Below are 15,903 nucleotides of genomic sequence, written 5' to 3'. Positions count from 1 at the left end.
ATATTCCTGAATTCGATATAAAACTTTAGAGAGATCAGTCTTAGCGGAGCCGAAGACTTTTTGGATCAATGTGTTATCATTTTGAAAAAACAACTAACTTCGTTATATGAAACAACCTGTTCGTTTTAATTCTATATCCGATTTTCATGCTTTCTGCGGACTTCCGAGTCCTGAGCATCCGCTGATCAGCCTGATCGATTACAGCAAGGTCCGCTATGTTGTAGAAAATGAAGAATTGAGATGGATCCAGAATTTTTATTCCATTGGTTTGAAAAAAAATGTTACTCCAAAGTTCAATTACGGGCAGCAGCAATACGACTTTAACTCCGGAGTGCTCTGTTTCGTTTCCCCGCAACAGTATTTAAGCCTGGAAATCAATCCGGATATAGAAGCAGAACCTACAGGATATTTATTGCTTATTCATCCTGATTTTCTATGGAATACTTCATTAACCCGGAAAATAAAGTCTTACGATTTCTTTAGTTATAAGGTGAAAGAAGCACTTTTCCTTTCCGATAAGGAAGAGAAAATCCTTGTTGATCTATTTAAAAATATCGAACGGGAATATATGGCCAATATTGATAAATTCACACAGGATCTGATTATTGCCCAGATTGAATTGTTACTGATTTATTCAGACCGCTTTTATGAAAGGCAGTTTTTCACCAGAAAAAAATCAAGTCACGAATTGTTATATAAATTTGAAGACATTCTTTCTCAATATTTTGAAAACGGAAACCTCCTTGAAAACGGAATTCCCACAGTGAAATGTATTGCCGGGCAGATGAATATTTCACCTAATTACCTTGGAACGCTCTTACGTCTTCACACCCGGCAAAATACACAGCAGCATATTCAGAATAAATTAATTGATGCGGCAAAAGAACGTTTAAGCACCACCAATTTGTCTGTCAGTGAAATTGCTTATGAGCTGGGCTTTGAGCATCCGCAGTCTTTCAGCAAACTTTTTAAGCAAAAAACAAATCAGTCACCAGGAGAATTCAGAAAGCTTTTCAATTAGCACCGCTTTGAAATGATCATTATAAAATAGCAATGTTAATTTCATTCTATTTCACTCTAAAAAAGTTTATTATTTTTGATTAAATACTTCTTTGATATGAAATCATTTCTACTATTGATCTTTATTTTTATATTTTGTCTACATCACGGGCAAAACAACAATATTGTCAATCCTGAAAAAATTGAAAATCCGGTTCAGAAAAAAAATAGTGGAAAGATTGTTTTCCTTTCACAAAATACGCCGCTGGACAACCTGAAAGATTCAGATATTCTCACTTCTACTGTATTTCAGGAAAACGGAGATCTTGGTATTCATGCTTTTTTTGATAACTCGCTGATCAATTATCTTCATCAGCTTGAACCCGGCTGGACTATGGATGAATTGTTGAAAAAAGGAAATTATCAGTTCTCATTTTATGTAGACGGAAAACTTATTTATCAGGAAAATATCAATACAGGAGCGGGAACTTCCGACCATAAAAAATTCAAAACCAGCTTACGAATTCCTCTTCTCAGCAGCAAAAATGAAGATTCCTGGGGAAGGTATTTATGGATGCGTTTTTATATGGCTCATAACGGAATTGATGCGCTGACAGTAGGAAATCATATTTTAAAAATTGAAATCAGACCTTATATCAATACTTCTACGATCCAAACGGGATCAGTCATTGCAGAAGGACAAATCAATCTTACTGTTCCTGCTCAAAACACTACAGAGCAGCAAATCGCCATTCAACCTATTCAGTCCAATAGCGGTTGGAATATTTCACAGGAAAGAATCAATACGGAAAGCATCAGAACTCTGAATAAGAAAATTGCAGAAAACAGGTTCAAAAATATCACCGGAATAGCTGTTATAAAGGAAGGAAAATTACTTCTTGAAGAATATTTTAACGGATCCGGAAGAGATTCATTACAGGATACGCGCTCTGTGGGGAAATCTTTTTCTTCTGCTTTAACGGGAATTGCAATCCAGGATGGATATTTAAAAAGTGAAAATCAGACTCTGAAAGAATTTTATGATCTGAAACTTTTTAAAAATTATTCTTCTCCAAAAGAAAATATTACTATAAAAAGCTTACTGACAATGAGTTCAGTATTTGACGGAAATGATGAAGATTCTGAATCTCCGGGAAATGAAGAAAATATGTACCCGACAGAAAACTGGGTAAAGTTTACGCTGGATCTGCCTTTGGCAGGGAATAAAACCGGTAAAAACTGGAGTTATTTTACGGCAGGTGTTGTATTATCCGGAGATATTTTGGATAAAACAGTTCCAAAAGGTTTAAAAAATTATGCAGATAAAACATTATTCCAGCCACTCGGAATCACCCGCTATAAATGGCAGTTTACACCACAGCAGAAGCCTTCTTTGGCGGGAGGACTCCGTATGAGACTACTGGATCTTGCAAAATTCGGACAGTTGTATAAAAATAATGGCGACTGGAATGGAAAAACGATATTGAGTAAGGAATGGATTAAAAAATCCTTCACCAATTATTTTCCTGATCATCCTGATTTCGAAGGATATGGCTATCTGTTCTGGCGAAAGATTTACAAGGTGGGAAACAAAAGTTATGAAGCTTTCCAATCCAGTGGAAATGGAGGAAATAAGATTATTATTTTCACTCAGATACCAGTTGTCATAGTAATTACAGCGCAAGCCTACAACAAGCCCTATGCACACCAGCAATCTGAAAAAATAGTACAGGATTATCTTTTACCCGCCTTAAAAATGAGTAATGAATAATCAGTAATGAGTAATGTAGAAAAGTGAGAAAGAATAGCTTATTGCTTATTGCTAAACTATTCGTCTTTTTTTGAAGGAACTAGAAAAACATCAATAAGACCTTCAGGAAGTTCCATTTTGATGATTCTTTCTTCTCTGTCTACCTCAAGAATCCAGTCTTTGATCATTGGAATAACCACTTCTTTTCCATCCAGATTGGTAATGAAATACACCTGTGCTGTCTGATCGTTCACAGATCTGATCACGCCACAGTTGTTATCATTCTGATCAAGAATTTCAAATCCGATGATTTCGTGGTAATAGAATTGTTTTCCTGAAAGTTTAGGCAGTGAAGCAAGCGGAAGGTAAACACTTTTACCCAGCACCTGATCTACCATAGCTTCAGAAGAGTTTTTGAATGCAAGATTCAGAGCATCCAGTTTGCTCCATGATGATTTTTCAATAAAAAATGGAACCAATAATCCGTTGATTTCAACGAATATTGATTCCAATTTATTGTAAAGCTCGGGTTGATCGGTATCCAATTTAAGGATCACGTTACCCGCAAGTCCATGTCTGCGTGTGATTTTTCCTAAAAAATAGCAATCTTCTTTACGCATAACAGGTTTTGTTCTTAAGCTTCAGTGTTTTCTTCAGTTTCAGCAGCAGGAGCTTCTCCTTCTGTAGCTTCAGCAACAACTTCTTCAGCAGGTGCATTAGCAGCTTCTTCAGCAGCTTTAGCATCAGCTTCAGCTTGTGCAGCAGCAGCAACTCTAGCTTCGTTTACTTTTACTTCAGCTTCTAAAGCAGCTTTCTTAGCATCAGCTTTAGCAGTAGCTAAACCTTCTACTTTACCTTGTACTTTAGCATCTTTAGCTTCTACCCAAGCATTGAATCTTTTTTCAGCTTCAGCTTCGTCAAAAGCACCTTTAGCTACACCACCTTGTAAGTGTTTTTTGTAAAGAGCACCTTTGTAAGATAAAATAGCTCTAGCAGTATCAGTAGGCTGAGCACCGTTGTTTAACCACTTTACAGCAGAATCAACGTTCAATTCGATAGTTGCCGGGTTAGTAATTGGGTTGTAAGTACCTAGTTTTTCGATGAATCTACCATCTCTTCTAGCTCTAGAATCTGCAACCACGATGTGGAAAAAAGGTTTTCCTTTTTTACCGTGTCTTTGTAATCTGATTTTTACTGACATAATGTTTGAATTTTACGGGAACTCGTCCCAGTTAAATATTTAAGAGTGCAAAGATAGTAAAAAAGTTTGAAGTAAAGAGCTCTGAGTAAAAAGTTTTATAAAATTCATTATTTTTTAACTAATCAGTGCAAAAGAGAATACTGTTGAAATAATCACAGAAATTAAAACTGCCATAAAAACAACAAAATTATCTCTTGTTTTTCCTGTAATCCCATAGATCACCAAATAGTTGATGATATACGCAGGCACCAGTAGAAAAAATGAAAACTGCCCGGTAGATGTAAGCACAGCCTTAAAAAAAAGACTCCCGGTTACAGAAGCTATGATAAGCCCTAAAAGACTTTTAAAAATGATTTTCTCATCTATCTTATCATTTTCTTTGACTTTTGAAAACTGATCAAATTTATTCAGAATAAAAATCTTTAAATCGCTGCTGCTAATCATTTCTGAAGAAATATTTTCAAGGATAACATCTATATTTTCTCCCTTTTGTACCCTTTTGTGTACTTCAAATGAGATTCTCCCTTTTTCTTTGACTAAAACTTTCCTGTATTCTGCTGTTTTTACAAATTCATCATAATTGAATTGCTGACTGATGGCTTCCCGCAGTTCATCATTGACTTTACCAGTATGATCAGTCATATGAAGATAGGCAGCATGAAGATCTTCTTCATTATAATTTCTGTAAATATTCTTCATCTACACCGTTCCCATATAGAAAAGTCCAAGGCACTTCTGGTTTTCCTCAATGGTCAGAGAGTCTTTCAGCTCGTCCACGATTTTAGGAGAACTCCAGTAACACCCGATATTATTTGCTGTACAGCTAAGATACATATTCTGAACCGCCATTGAAGTCGCTGCTATTTCTTCCCATTCAGGAACCATTCCGCTGAAGTTGACAACAATAGAAACCACAACATTGGCTTTATTGATTTTAAAACCGATATCGTTGTATTTTTTTTCTAAAAAAAGTTGTTCTGGAGTAACGGTCTTATAGATAGCCTGCATTTCTGCTGCCAGCTGTGCTTTTTCTTCTCCTTTGAATATTTTGAAACGCCAAGGCTTAGTACGTTTGTGATTGGGAGCAAACGTGGCAGAATTTACAATCTCTTCCAAAACTTCCTGAGATATTTCTGTGTCTGTATAATCTTTCGGGAAAATACTTCTTCTCTCCTCTATAATTTCTTTTAAAATGGTTGCTTTACTCATACCTGCAAATTTACAACATGAAATTCAATCTTCATTTTAAAATGTTAAGGATGTATAGCCAGTTTACGATTTTTATACGCCTGATAATTGCTTATGATAAATGTTGCGGCAATGATTAAAGTAATCAGAATACTCAGCCATTTTTCATAGACTTCCCCTTTTGCCGGGTTCAGCATAAATAACACAATAAAACTTATGGAATATACTACCCCGGCAATGATCCATCTGTTTTCGGGATCAGGATATTCCTTCACGGTACTTGCTTTGTTATAATTAAAAACAGGAAGCAGTTTATGTTGATCCCAAATGACCAATATCAGTACGGCAACCATCATTAAGGAGGTGATTATCCAGGTCCCCGAAAAGGAAAGGCTGAGGGTAATAACCCAGATATTACTCAATATAGCCAGAAACATCAATGCTCCCAATGTTGCAAAGCGCTGTGTCATCAGTAAAATTCCGGCTGCCACCTGTGCCAGTCCTAAAAAATTCCAATACAATCCGGATTGATATAAAGCTTCAAAAAAGTATCCGATTGGGTTATCAGCTGAAATTCTGGTAAACCTCTCTCCCATAAGCTTTATTAAACCTGATGGAAAAAAAGCAGAGCCTACGAGATAACGAAGGTGAATAATGATCCACTGATTAATTCTGCCTGTTCTTAATTGTTCAAATTTCATAGTATAGTATTTTGCATAGCAAGGTACTAAATAAAAATAAAACTTCAAATATAAATCTGAAGTTAATCTTATTAAGATGAATAACTATATGATACTGCAGAATCTTATTTACAATACCTCTACAATCTTCTGATGGATTTTATTCAGAGTAAACTCGTCTCCGGGTCTCATTCCCATCATTTTTTTAGCCATGGGGCTTTCCGGAGAAATAGCGTAGAATCTGTCGCCCTCAAAAAAGAACTCTCCCAGCGACACGGAAATGTAGAACCTGGCTTTATTGGTAATCACCAGTGAACCGAGCTGTACCCTTTCTGTAGCTGTATTTAGAACCTTTGCCATATTCCTCCTAAGATCATTCAATGCGCCAAGTTGCCGCTGCATCTGATAAATTTCCTCCTGCATTTCTTCTCTCATGCTGTCATATTTCGGAGTTTTTTTGATGTCACGGCTGGCTTCCATGGTAAATTCGATAAAGTTTTTCAATTTTTCAATTTTCTCTGCGATGGTGGTCTTCACAAAGTCTCTGATATCACTTTTTTCAAATACAATCTTCTCCATATAATCTATTCTTTATATAAAGATAATATTTTTAGAATAATATTTCAATGACTTAATACAAAATAACGCTTCCTCAATCAACATGATGGGTAAAAAGAATTTAATAAAAAAGCCCTGTACATTGTACAAGGCTTCCTATTATTTTTCAGCAAGTCTCTTCAGATCTCCCAGTCCCTGACTAAACATTTTATCCATATTACTGTCCATCATAGGCTTCATAATTTTCATCATGGTATTCAGCTCATTATCTATCATCCAGGTCACTTTTGTACCGCTGCCCTCAGGAGTCAGTATGATATTACTTTTAGCAGTTCCCTCAAAAGGCTGTATGAAATGAAGCTGGGTTCCCAGTTTTTCATTCGGGATAATTTCTGTGATAGACTGTTCTCCTTCACTGCCGTCACCCTTCCAGTGATAAGAGCTGCCAGGCTGGTTACCCGCACCTGAATAAGTGACAGAAAAGTTTTTGATTTCTTTAGAAAAAGGATCCCAGGTATTGTATGCTTGTAAAGAGCTGGTATGCTGCCATACTTTTTCCTTTGGAGCATTAATGACAATTGATTTTTCATAGTGATAATCTTTACTGAAAGCCAGCATGGCAATGACAGCATAGATAAGAATCAGTACGATGATAATACCGATAATTTTTAAGAGTGTTTTCATAGTCTGTATATTTAAGGTTACTTATTTAATGATGACTTTTTAAATCTGTTCTCAAAATTAAATATTCCCACATCACTCCTTCTTTCCATATGACAAGATTAATTAAAGATAAGGTATTTTTGTCATACCACACCAGTAAGGCATTATTTTTGAGCGTTTCAGCTTTGATTCCCGATGAATCATTAAATTTACCTTATCTAAAAAAGATCAAAAAAATGAATATTTTAACAGAAAAATTTAACACTCCATATCATTCGGCTCCGTTCAACAGTATTAAAAATGAAGATTATCTGCCTGCATTTAAAGATTTAATTCAAAAATCTGAAGCGGAAATTGATGCTATTGTCAACAATCCTGATGCTCCCACATTCGAAAATGTTATTGAAGCTTTGGCCTATTCGGGAGAACAGCTGGATGTGGTTTCTAATATTTTTTTCAACTTAAATTCGGCAGAGACCAGCGATGAGATCCAGCAGATTGCCCAGGAGGTTTCTCCGATCTTAACGGAATATTCTTCAAAAATTTCTCAAAACGAGGCCCTTTTCAACAAAATCAAGAAAGTATATGATGAAAAGGAAAAATATAATTTGAATGAAGAGCAGGAAATGCTTTTGAATGAGACCTACAAAGGTTTTGTAAGAAGCGGAGCTTTACTGAATGAGGAAGACAAAGAAAAATTAAAGAAAATCAGCATGGATCTTTCTGTAAAATCTTTACAGTTCGGACAAAATGTTCTGGCTTCCACCAATGCTTATTTTAAACATATCACCAATAAGGAAGATCTAGCAGGAATTCCTGAAGCCATCATGGATCAATATGCCGAAGAAGCCAAAGAAAGAAACCTTGACGGTTGGGTGGTCACGTTACAGTATCCAAGTTATATCCCGTTCATGACGTATGCTGAAAACCGTGAACTGAGAAAGGAACTGGCTTTGGCCAATGGTAAAAAATCTTTCGACGGTGGTGAATTTGACAATCAGAATTTGATTAAAGAACTTCTGAATTTAAAACAACAAAAAGCTGAACTTTTAGGATATAAAAACTACGCTGATTTCGTTCTTGAAGAAAGAATGGCCAAGTCTCCGGTGAAAGTTTTCGATTTTTTAAATGAACTTCTTACCAAAGCAAAACCTTATGCTGATAAAGAAATTGAAGAATTAAAATCTTTAGCAAAAGCTGACGGGATTGAAGAAATGCAAGGCTATGACCATGCATTTTATGCTGAAAAACTTCGTAAGGCGAAATTTGATCTTAATGATGAAGAATTAAAACCTTATTTTCCATTACATCAGGTTCAGGATGCTGTATTCGGGCTGGCTGGAGAACTTTTCGGACTGACATTTGAGGAAAGAAACGACATTCCGAAATATCATGAAGATGTAAAGGTATATGAAGTAAAAGAGAACGGAAATTACAAATCATTATTATATGTTGATTATTTTCCAAGAAAAGGAAAAAGAGCCGGTGCATGGATGACCAGCTACAAAAACCAGTATAAGCGAAACGGCGAAAATTCCCGTCCGCATATTTCAATTGTCTGCAACTTCAGCAAACCGACAAAAGATACGCCTAGCTTATTGACCTTCCAGGAAGTGACGACTCTATTCCACGAGTTCGGGCATGCTCTTCACGGGATGATGGCAGATACTCAATATCCTACTCTTTCCGGGACTTCTGTAAAATGGGACTTTGTGGAACTTCCATCACAGTTTCTGGAAAACTTCTGCTATGAGCCTGAGTTCCTGAAAACTTTTGCAAAACACTATAAAACAGGAGAAGTTCTTCCTGACGAAAAAATTGAAAAAATCGAGCAGTCCAAAAATTTCATGGAAGGTTACCAGACTTTAAGACAACTAGGTTTCGGACTTCTGGACATGAATTATCATACTAAAGTGGCAGAACTGGAACATGAAAGTGTAAAAGAGTTTGAAGATAAATATACCAAAGCAACCACTCTTTATCCTTCGAATTCTGAAACAGCGATGAGCCCAAGCTTCTCTCACATTTTCCAGGGAGGATATTCAGCAGGATATTATTCTTACAAATGGGCGGAAGTTCTGGATGCTGATGCTTTCCAGTATTTCAAAGAAAACGGAATTTTCAATCCTGAGATTGCAGCCAAATATAAAGTCTTGCTTTCTTCGGGCGGAACAAAAGACCCAATGGAGCTTTACAAAAGTTTCAGGGGCAGTGAGCCGAAAGTGGAAAGCCTGTTGAAAAGAGCATTTGGATAGGATATATCTTGAAAATCATGACAGAAGAAATCAACAAGTTAGAGGCTGTTTTTAATCAATCTTTAAAAACAGTTTTTGAACGTATAACTCCTAAAAAGATTGATGAAATTCTTGACAAAAGAGATTCAACAAAGTTTTCTGATGAATGGATGAAGGCCTATCAGGAAATTGAAGAAAAATCTTTTGATGAAGAAACCGAAGACAAAATAAGTGATATCCGGAAGGAAATTTTTATTTCCACCTTCAGAACCACAGGCTCTTCAGATCTTCCCGCTTATATTTCCGATGATTTTGGTTTGATCTGCTCTTACCATATTCATCAGATTGAAAACAGATGGGTAACCAATCTGCTTTTCACTTATCTTCATCATCAGATTCCGGATGGTGAACTGCTGAAAACAGAAAAATCAATAAAAGAACTGATTCAATAGATCAGAAAACACAATAAAAGAACAGCGTTTGCTGTTCTTTTTATTTTAAATTAGCCGCTCGAAAACCTCAAAATAATTCCTGATCCATGACCATTCAAGAACAAATCCAGGACTACATCAACAGCCAGCCGGAACTGAAGCGTAATGATATGCAGGAAATCCACAACATTATTCTGGAGCTTATGCCGGATGGCCAGCTGTGGTTTCTGAATGGTAAAGACAATGACAATAAAACAGTTTCCAATCCTAATATCGGGTATGGATTTTATACATTACAATATGCTGACGGAAAAACCAGAGATTTTTACCAGATTGGGATGAGTGCCAATACCACAGGGATTTCCATTTATATTATGAATATCAGTGACAAAACTTACCTTTCAAAAACGTATGGAGAAAAGATAGGTAAAGCTGTTGTAACGGGATATTGCATCAGGTTTAAAACTTTAAAAGATATTAATAGTGAAATATTGAAAGCAGCCATACTAGATGGACTCAAAGAATAATTTTTTTAATTCTGCAAAAAATAACAGATCATTTTCAGGAAAGCTAAATTTGTACAGGAAATGAATAGTATCCATTTTGTAATTTTAAATAATGAGCACGATAAAACAAAGATTAGAAAACGTAAAAAAACTTCAGGCCAAAAGATGGGAAAACGAAGATCACTGGGATACTTTAAACGATCTGCTGATCAGAGAGCTGGATGAAATTTTACTGATTGAGCCTGACAACACTCCGGCTTTAATTAATATAGGGGCTGTTTATTCCGATATGGGAGAAAATGAAAAAGCACTGGAATATTTAAATACAGCATTAAATTTAGGTTCTGAAGACAAAAATCTGTTTGTCAATCTTTCCATTGTGCTTGTTTATATGGGAAAACATCAGGAAGAGTATCTTGAATATCTTGAAGAAGCTGAGGACAAAACTGAAGATCCTCTTACTTTTAAAGCACATTTTGATCCGCAATCCCTTTAAAAAATCATTTAAATTAAAACTTACAATCATGTTACTGGCCATATTATTACCCTTTTTATCTTTTATCGTCCGTGGAAAAATTTTCACCGGAATCATCTGTCTGATTTTACAAATTACTCTGATCGGGTGGCTTCCTGCGGCAATCTGGGCAGTTCTTTCTTTAAACAATGAAAGAGCAGACAAAAGAAATGACAGATTGATCAAAGCGATGCGGGAAAATAAAAAATAAAAAATAAAAACTGCTCAAACCCATTACAAGCACCTGTTTTAAAACCAATTAACAGATATCATCTATTATTTCTTAGTTTTTGATTTGTAATTTTCATCAAAAAAAAATTGCGAAACCGAAAAGTTGCGCATATATTTGCAACCATATGGTTTCATTTAAAAATCATCGTTTATGAGAAGAGATATTTTTCAGGCTATAGCAGATCCCACACGCCGGGCTATTATTGCACTGATTGCAGTACAGGCGATGACACCCAATGCCATCGCAGAGCATTTTGATACCACCAGACAGGCTGTTTCAAAACATCTGAAAATTCTGACGGAATGTGAATTGGTAACCCAGAATCACCAGGGAAGAGAAATTTATTACTTTTTAGAAATTGATAAAATGAAAGAAATAGATCATTGGCTGGAACAGTTCAGAAAGATTTGGGAAAGCCGTTTCGAGCAGCTTGATACCTTACTGGCAACATTGAAAAGCCAGCAGAAATAAAATTCAGCAATGTAAAACCTCATATTTTCATCATTTAAGCCAAAAAAACTATAAAAAATATTATTATGAAACATCATCTTCAGTTCGATTTTCTGGCAGACAAGGAAAAGAACACCCTTACGATCAGACGTGAATTTATGGCAAACCGGCAAATGGTTTGGGACTGTTACACAAAAAGTGAACTTCTTGACCGTTGGTTTGCTCCAAAACCGTTGACCACGAAAACAAAATCAATGGAATTCCGTGAAGGCGGACACTGGCATTATGCAATGGTAGAGCCTAATGGAACAGAATACTGGGGCTGGGTAAGCTACCACACGATAAACCCAATAGATTCTTATACATCAGGTGATGCTTTTTGTAATGAAAAAGGAGAAATCAACACCCATCTTCCTCAGGCAGAATGGACAGTAACTTTCACTGATAAAAATGAAAATACCCTTGTAGAAACAATTGTTCACTATCAGTCCTTAGCTGATCTGGAAACCATTATCGAAATGGGTATGGAACAGGGAATGATGGCAACTCTTGAAAAACTCGACGAATTATTATCATCATTAAATCAATAAAAATGAGCCACAAAATCACAGTTTCTGCAGCCATCAATGCAGATGCACAAAAAGTATGGAATTATTACACCCAACCGGAACATATCACCCGGTGGAACTTTGCTGATCCTTCCTGGCAGTGTCCTTCCGCTTCAAATGATATGAAAGTCGGAGGAAAATATGCAGCAAGAATGGAAGCAAAAGACGGAAGTTTCGGTTTCGACTTTGAAGCTGTTTATAATGAAATAAAAGATGGTGAAAACTTTACCTATACCATGCCGGACGGAAGACAGGTACATGTTGACTTTAAAGAAAACAATGGCCAAACCCATGTAGATGTAGCTTTTGATCCTGAAAACCAGAATCCTGAAGAAATGCAGAAAGGAGGCTGGCAGGCAATTCTTGATAATTTCAAAAAATATACGGAATCAAATTAAAAAATTTTCAATTGAGAGTTGATATAAAGCTGGATGTTTTACATTCAGCTTTTATTTTTAAGGGATCGGAAACCTCTCATCTCTGATATTGTCGTAAATTTATATTTCAAAATCTGGAATATCTGAGATTAATATCAGAAAGAACAGTAGTCTTTGATCCTTGTCAAGGTTTAAAACCTTGACAAGGATAGATAATTAAGAACCCCATTTTTTTGAAGCTATGAAAGAAAACAAATACGATAATCCTTCATTTTTTGATCAATACGAGAAAATGCTTCGTTCTCAGATAGGATTAGAGGGAGCAGGAGAATGGCACACCTTAAAAAATATGCTGCCTGATTTTCAGGGAAAAAATGTTCTTGACCTTGGCTGTGGTTTCGGGTGGCATTGCCGCTATGCGATAGAACACGGAGCAAAATCTGTAACCGGAATTGATCTTTCAGAAAAAATGCTGGCAAAAGCTATGGAAATCAATAATCTTGAAGGAATTCAATATGAAAGAAAAGCCCTTGAAGATGTTGACTATCCTGCAGAACAATTTGACATCATATTGAGCTCTCTCACCTTGCATTATATAGAATCATTCGATAGTAGCGTTCAAAATATTCATAAGTGGCTTGTTTCCGGCGGATCATTTATATTTTCGGTAGAGCATCCTGTTTTCACGGCAGAAGGCGGTCAGGATTGGGTATATGATAAAAATGGTGAAAAAAACTGCTGGCCGGTAGACCGTTATTTTATAGAAGGAAAAAGGAACACTACTTTTCTGGGAGAACATGTCATCAAATATCACCGTACTTTAACTTCTTATTTAAATACATTATTAAAAGCAGGCTTTAAAATCAAAGAAGTTATTGAACCTCAACCAGGCGAAGAGATGTTGAAAGAAATTCCGGAGATGAAAGAGGAACTCCGCAGACCGATGATGTTGCTCATTTTAGCTGAAAAATAATTTTCAACCAGAAATTCCCGCATGCATTCCCCTTATTATCTGATGATGTAAGAAATACTAAAAAAACAATATCATTTTCTGTTTTTCATTCGGAAGAACATCGTCCGGAACTTTAAGAATATCGATCATTACAAAAAACATACAGAGAATAGTGATCAAAAATTGGAGAAAGCCGTTCACCATGGTGGTTCTGTTTTTACCCCAAAAGAATTGATGAAAAATAGGGATTTGCTGTAGCAGAGTTCGAAGACTCAGAAGGTAACAGCATTGCACTGCATGAAACAGTACAATAGCATACCATTCATTGCATATTATTTTTTTTAATACAGTTGATGCATATTTTGTATATTTAAACAACCATTTGAAATCTAATTTGGTAAATAACTATGGCAGAAGAACTATATTTCATCAAGACCAATCCCACTATTGCCAAAATTAATTTGTACAATAAGCTCAGCCGTGAAGAAGAACATATTCTGAAATTTCTTCAGCCTGAAGCGAAAAACAGCCTTGAAACCATTAAAGAAAAAGTAAAAAGTTCTTTTGAAGAGCTAACTCAGGAAGAGCTTCTGCTTATTTTTCAATGGTTTCACAAAGTATATTCTTCAGATCACGAAGAGACCAAAACACAGCTTTTCATCAATGGTATTGATCTTTTTTATGAAATTCCAACAACCGTTCATGCCGAAAATTTCCTTCAGATCCTTTCCGATTATGAAAAACTGCTGAAAAAGGACATGAATTATATTGTGGATTCTAAAAATTTCAATCAATTTCTGATCTACGGAATATTTCTGACAGAGATGATCAACAGAAAACAAAATTCTGATAATATCCTTTGTGAATATCTGAAACCGGATAACCAGTCTTTGTACCTTCTGGCAGAAGATCAATGTGGCTTGAAAGATTTTGATCCTGCCATCATCCCGGATCTTCAGCATTACTTTACCGATCTTTATGATCTGACCAGATTTTATAAGGGATCTATCATCAAGCTTGAGCAGGAATAGAAAATTATGCGGTTTATGTAACATCCTGCATTCAATAATTGTCTTTTATAGTATTGAACCAGGATAAAAACTATAACATAGCCGGCAGTTTCCTTTTACGATGCGGAACTGCTTGCTTTTTTTATGAAACTTCTGACATCAGGTTAAAGAACAGCAAAAGCTTTATGAACAACTTTACATCAGATACTCAAATCATCATCAGAAAAGGATTCAGTGATGATCTTCCGGAAATGCTACAGCTTTTTACGGCAACCATAGATGAAGTATGTAAAAAAGACTATAATACTCAACAGCTTGAAGCCTGGAAATCCGGGGCTCAGAATGAGGAGAGATGGATGAAAGTGATCCGTGATCAATATGTTTTGATCGCGGTCATAAAAAATAAGATCGCTGGTTTTTGTACACTTGATGACGGAAATTATATTGATCTGCTTTTTGTACACAAAGATCATCAGCACCAAGGTATTGCAACCATGCTTTATCGTCAGATTGAAAAAGAAGTTTTGCTGAATTATGAAACGAAGGTTACTGCAGATGTAAGCAAAACGGCCAGACCATTTTTTGAAAAAACAGGCTTTCAGGTTGTTCAGGAAAAAACGGTCTATGTAAAAGGAGTTTCTTTGACCAACTTTACAATGATCAAAAACCTCATCGCTTAATTTTCAGGCTTATGGAATTACATTCTGAATACAAAGAGTATAGAATTTCAGTTCCTCAGGAATTTGAAAATGTATTTACTCATTTTTATTTTGCGGAAAATACCTCTGAAAATCCGGTTACCAAAACACTGCTGCCTACTTATCAGACTATTTTACTATTCTGCTTCGGAGAAAGTGCTACAATGTCTAGCCGTGGAAAAACCATCATACAGATAGATAAATGTATGGTGTTCGGGCCAGTGAGGCAAGCTTTTGAATATACACTTCCCGCAGGATGCTCTATTTTGGTTGCCAATTTTAAGGATGATGCTTTCTTCAGATTTTTTGGAAAAATATCTATTGAACAATTGGTAAAACATCCGGATGAACTGCTGGAAGAAAATTGTTTTACAGACCTTTGGCATCAGCTTAAAAGCTTAGATTTAGTCACAAAACAGGTAGATTACATTCTTGAATTCTGTAAACCTTATCTGCAGGATCGGGACATTACAGGACAGCTGTTGAGTAGTTTTGAGAATGATCTGTTAAATCCCGTTAAAGTAATTGCAGAACAGACTCAGCAGACAGAAAGAAACATCCAGCGAAAGCAGAAAGAGCAGTTTGGCTATTCTTTAAAAGAACTTAACCGTTACAATCGATTTTTAAAAGCTATACAAATCATTGAAAAGGAAACTGAAAGGCAAAACCCTGTCAAGTGGTTTACGATCATTGATGAATGTGGCTATTATGACCAGAGCCAGCTTATCCATGATTTCAGGCATTTTATCAACATTTCTCCGGCTCAATATTTAAAATTCCAGCAGGAAATCTGTAATCCCAGGTCCGGATAGACCGTTTCGTTTTCTTACAATTTTTGAGAAGGACGCCGCA

The 15,903-nt window shown here is 36.0% G+C and carries 21 protein-coding genes; 14 read left to right on the top strand and 7 right to left on the bottom strand.

Annotated features, from left to right (window positions below; translation table 11 throughout):
* The first annotated feature begins 106 nt into the window (after window positions 1-106).
* Both ACLI50_RS08015 and ACLI50_RS08010 read left to right on the top strand, forming a co-directional pair.
* Window positions 107-1,021, top strand: a complete 915-nt coding sequence (locus ACLI50_RS08015; RefSeq protein WP_343639585.1) for a helix-turn-helix domain-containing protein — start codon at window positions 107-109, stop codon at window positions 1,019-1,021.
* Window positions 1,022-1,117: 96 nt separating this feature from the next.
* Window positions 1,118-2,770 (top strand): serine hydrolase domain-containing protein, encoded by a 1,653-nt coding sequence (locus ACLI50_RS08010; protein WP_411413540.1) that lies wholly within the window; start codon window positions 1,118-1,120, stop codon window positions 2,768-2,770.
* Window positions 2,771-2,826: 56 nt separating this feature from the next.
* Here ACLI50_RS08010 and rimM read toward each other — a convergent pair whose 3' ends face one another.
* The 7 genes from rimM to ACLI50_RS07975 form a co-directional block, all read right to left on the bottom strand.
* Window positions 2,827-3,369 (bottom strand): ribosome maturation factor RimM, encoded by a 543-nt coding sequence (gene rimM, locus ACLI50_RS08005; protein WP_110010066.1) that lies wholly within the window; start codon window positions 3,367-3,369, stop codon window positions 2,827-2,829.
* 14 nt (window positions 3,370-3,383) lie between these two features.
* On the bottom strand, window positions 3,384-3,950 hold the full coding sequence (locus tag ACLI50_RS08000; protein WP_062673921.1) for a 30S ribosomal protein S16: 567 nt from the start codon (window positions 3,948-3,950) through the stop codon (window positions 3,384-3,386).
* 114 nt (window positions 3,951-4,064) lie between these two features.
* Window positions 4,065-4,649, bottom strand: coding sequence for a hypothetical protein (locus tag ACLI50_RS07995; protein WP_343639591.1), 585 nt, complete (start codon window positions 4,647-4,649; stop codon window positions 4,065-4,067).
* Entirely contained in the window at window positions 4,650-5,159 is a 510-nt protein-coding gene (locus ACLI50_RS07990; protein ID WP_120232096.1) for a nitroreductase family protein, read from the bottom strand.
* 44 nt (window positions 5,160-5,203) lie between these two features.
* Window positions 5,204-5,839, bottom strand: coding sequence for a DoxX family membrane protein (locus tag ACLI50_RS07985; protein ID WP_411413539.1), 636 nt, complete (start codon window positions 5,837-5,839; stop codon window positions 5,204-5,206).
* A 108-nt stretch (window positions 5,840-5,947) separates the two neighbouring features.
* Complete coding sequence (locus tag ACLI50_RS07980; RefSeq protein ID WP_202841088.1) at window positions 5,948-6,397, bottom strand: hypothetical protein; 450 nt, start codon at window positions 6,395-6,397, stop codon at window positions 5,948-5,950.
* A 138-nt stretch (window positions 6,398-6,535) separates the two neighbouring features.
* Window positions 6,536-7,060, bottom strand: coding sequence for an SRPBCC family protein (locus ACLI50_RS07975; protein ID WP_411413538.1), 525 nt, complete (start codon window positions 7,058-7,060; stop codon window positions 6,536-6,538).
* Window positions 7,061-7,275: 215 nt separating this feature from the next.
* Here ACLI50_RS07975 and ACLI50_RS07970 point away from each other — a divergent pair, with 215 nt between their 5' ends.
* From ACLI50_RS07970 to ACLI50_RS07915, 12 genes are all read left to right on the top strand, one after another.
* Window positions 7,276-9,294 (top strand): M3 family metallopeptidase, encoded by a 2,019-nt coding sequence (locus ACLI50_RS07970; protein ID WP_411413537.1) that lies wholly within the window; start codon window positions 7,276-7,278, stop codon window positions 9,292-9,294.
* Window positions 9,295-9,311: 17 nt separating this feature from the next.
* Window positions 9,312-9,725: a hypothetical protein gene (locus ACLI50_RS07965; RefSeq protein WP_343639601.1), complete on the top strand. Its 414-nt coding sequence runs from the start codon at window positions 9,312-9,314 to the stop codon at window positions 9,723-9,725.
* An 86-nt stretch (window positions 9,726-9,811) separates the two neighbouring features.
* Window positions 9,812-10,231 carry a DUF1801 domain-containing protein gene (locus ACLI50_RS07960; RefSeq protein ID WP_343639603.1) on the top strand — a complete coding sequence of 140 codons (420 nt, stop codon included), beginning with the start codon at window positions 9,812-9,814 and terminating at the stop codon, window positions 10,229-10,231.
* A 91-nt stretch (window positions 10,232-10,322) separates the two neighbouring features.
* The gene (locus ACLI50_RS07955) at window positions 10,323-10,706 is read left to right on the top strand and encodes a tetratricopeptide repeat protein (protein ID WP_411413536.1); all 384 of its coding nucleotides are present in this window, start codon (window positions 10,323-10,325) and stop codon (window positions 10,704-10,706) included.
* Window positions 10,707-10,734: 28 nt separating this feature from the next.
* The gene (locus ACLI50_RS07950) at window positions 10,735-10,935 is read left to right on the top strand and encodes a YqaE/Pmp3 family membrane protein (RefSeq protein ID WP_411413535.1); all 201 of its coding nucleotides are present in this window, start codon (window positions 10,735-10,737) and stop codon (window positions 10,933-10,935) included.
* Between the two features lie 171 nt (window positions 10,936-11,106).
* On the top strand, window positions 11,107-11,427 hold the full coding sequence (locus tag ACLI50_RS07945) for an ArsR/SmtB family transcription factor (protein ID WP_047378845.1): 321 nt from the start codon (window positions 11,107-11,109) through the stop codon (window positions 11,425-11,427).
* A gap of 65 nt (window positions 11,428-11,492) precedes the next feature.
* Window positions 11,493-11,996 carry an SRPBCC family protein gene (locus ACLI50_RS07940; protein ID WP_202841102.1) on the top strand — a complete coding sequence of 168 codons (504 nt, stop codon included), beginning with the start codon at window positions 11,493-11,495 and terminating at the stop codon, window positions 11,994-11,996.
* A 2-nt stretch (window positions 11,997-11,998) separates the two neighbouring features.
* The gene (locus tag ACLI50_RS07935) at window positions 11,999-12,412 is read left to right on the top strand and encodes an SRPBCC family protein (protein WP_343639610.1); all 414 of its coding nucleotides are present in this window, start codon (window positions 11,999-12,001) and stop codon (window positions 12,410-12,412) included.
* Between the two features lie 220 nt (window positions 12,413-12,632).
* Window positions 12,633-13,364, top strand: coding sequence for a class I SAM-dependent methyltransferase (locus ACLI50_RS07930; RefSeq protein WP_411413534.1), 732 nt, complete (start codon window positions 12,633-12,635; stop codon window positions 13,362-13,364).
* Window positions 13,365-13,750: 386 nt separating this feature from the next.
* Window positions 13,751-14,374: a hypothetical protein gene (locus tag ACLI50_RS07925; protein ID WP_411413533.1), complete on the top strand. Its 624-nt coding sequence runs from the start codon at window positions 13,751-13,753 to the stop codon at window positions 14,372-14,374.
* 164 nt (window positions 14,375-14,538) lie between these two features.
* The gene (locus tag ACLI50_RS07920) at window positions 14,539-15,033 is read left to right on the top strand and encodes a GNAT family N-acetyltransferase (protein ID WP_411413532.1); all 495 of its coding nucleotides are present in this window, start codon (window positions 14,539-14,541) and stop codon (window positions 15,031-15,033) included.
* Between the two features lie 11 nt (window positions 15,034-15,044).
* The gene (locus ACLI50_RS07915) at window positions 15,045-15,863 is read left to right on the top strand and encodes a helix-turn-helix domain-containing protein (RefSeq protein ID WP_411413531.1); all 819 of its coding nucleotides are present in this window, start codon (window positions 15,045-15,047) and stop codon (window positions 15,861-15,863) included.
* Window positions 15,864-15,903: the final 40 nt, after the last annotated feature.

Source organism: Chryseobacterium cupriresistens (assembly GCF_046614675.1).
GTDB classification, from domain to species: Bacteria; Bacteroidota; Bacteroidia; order Flavobacteriales; family Weeksellaceae; genus Chryseobacterium; species Chryseobacterium cupriresistens.
This window is presented reverse-complemented; position numbering and strand designations above follow the sequence as displayed.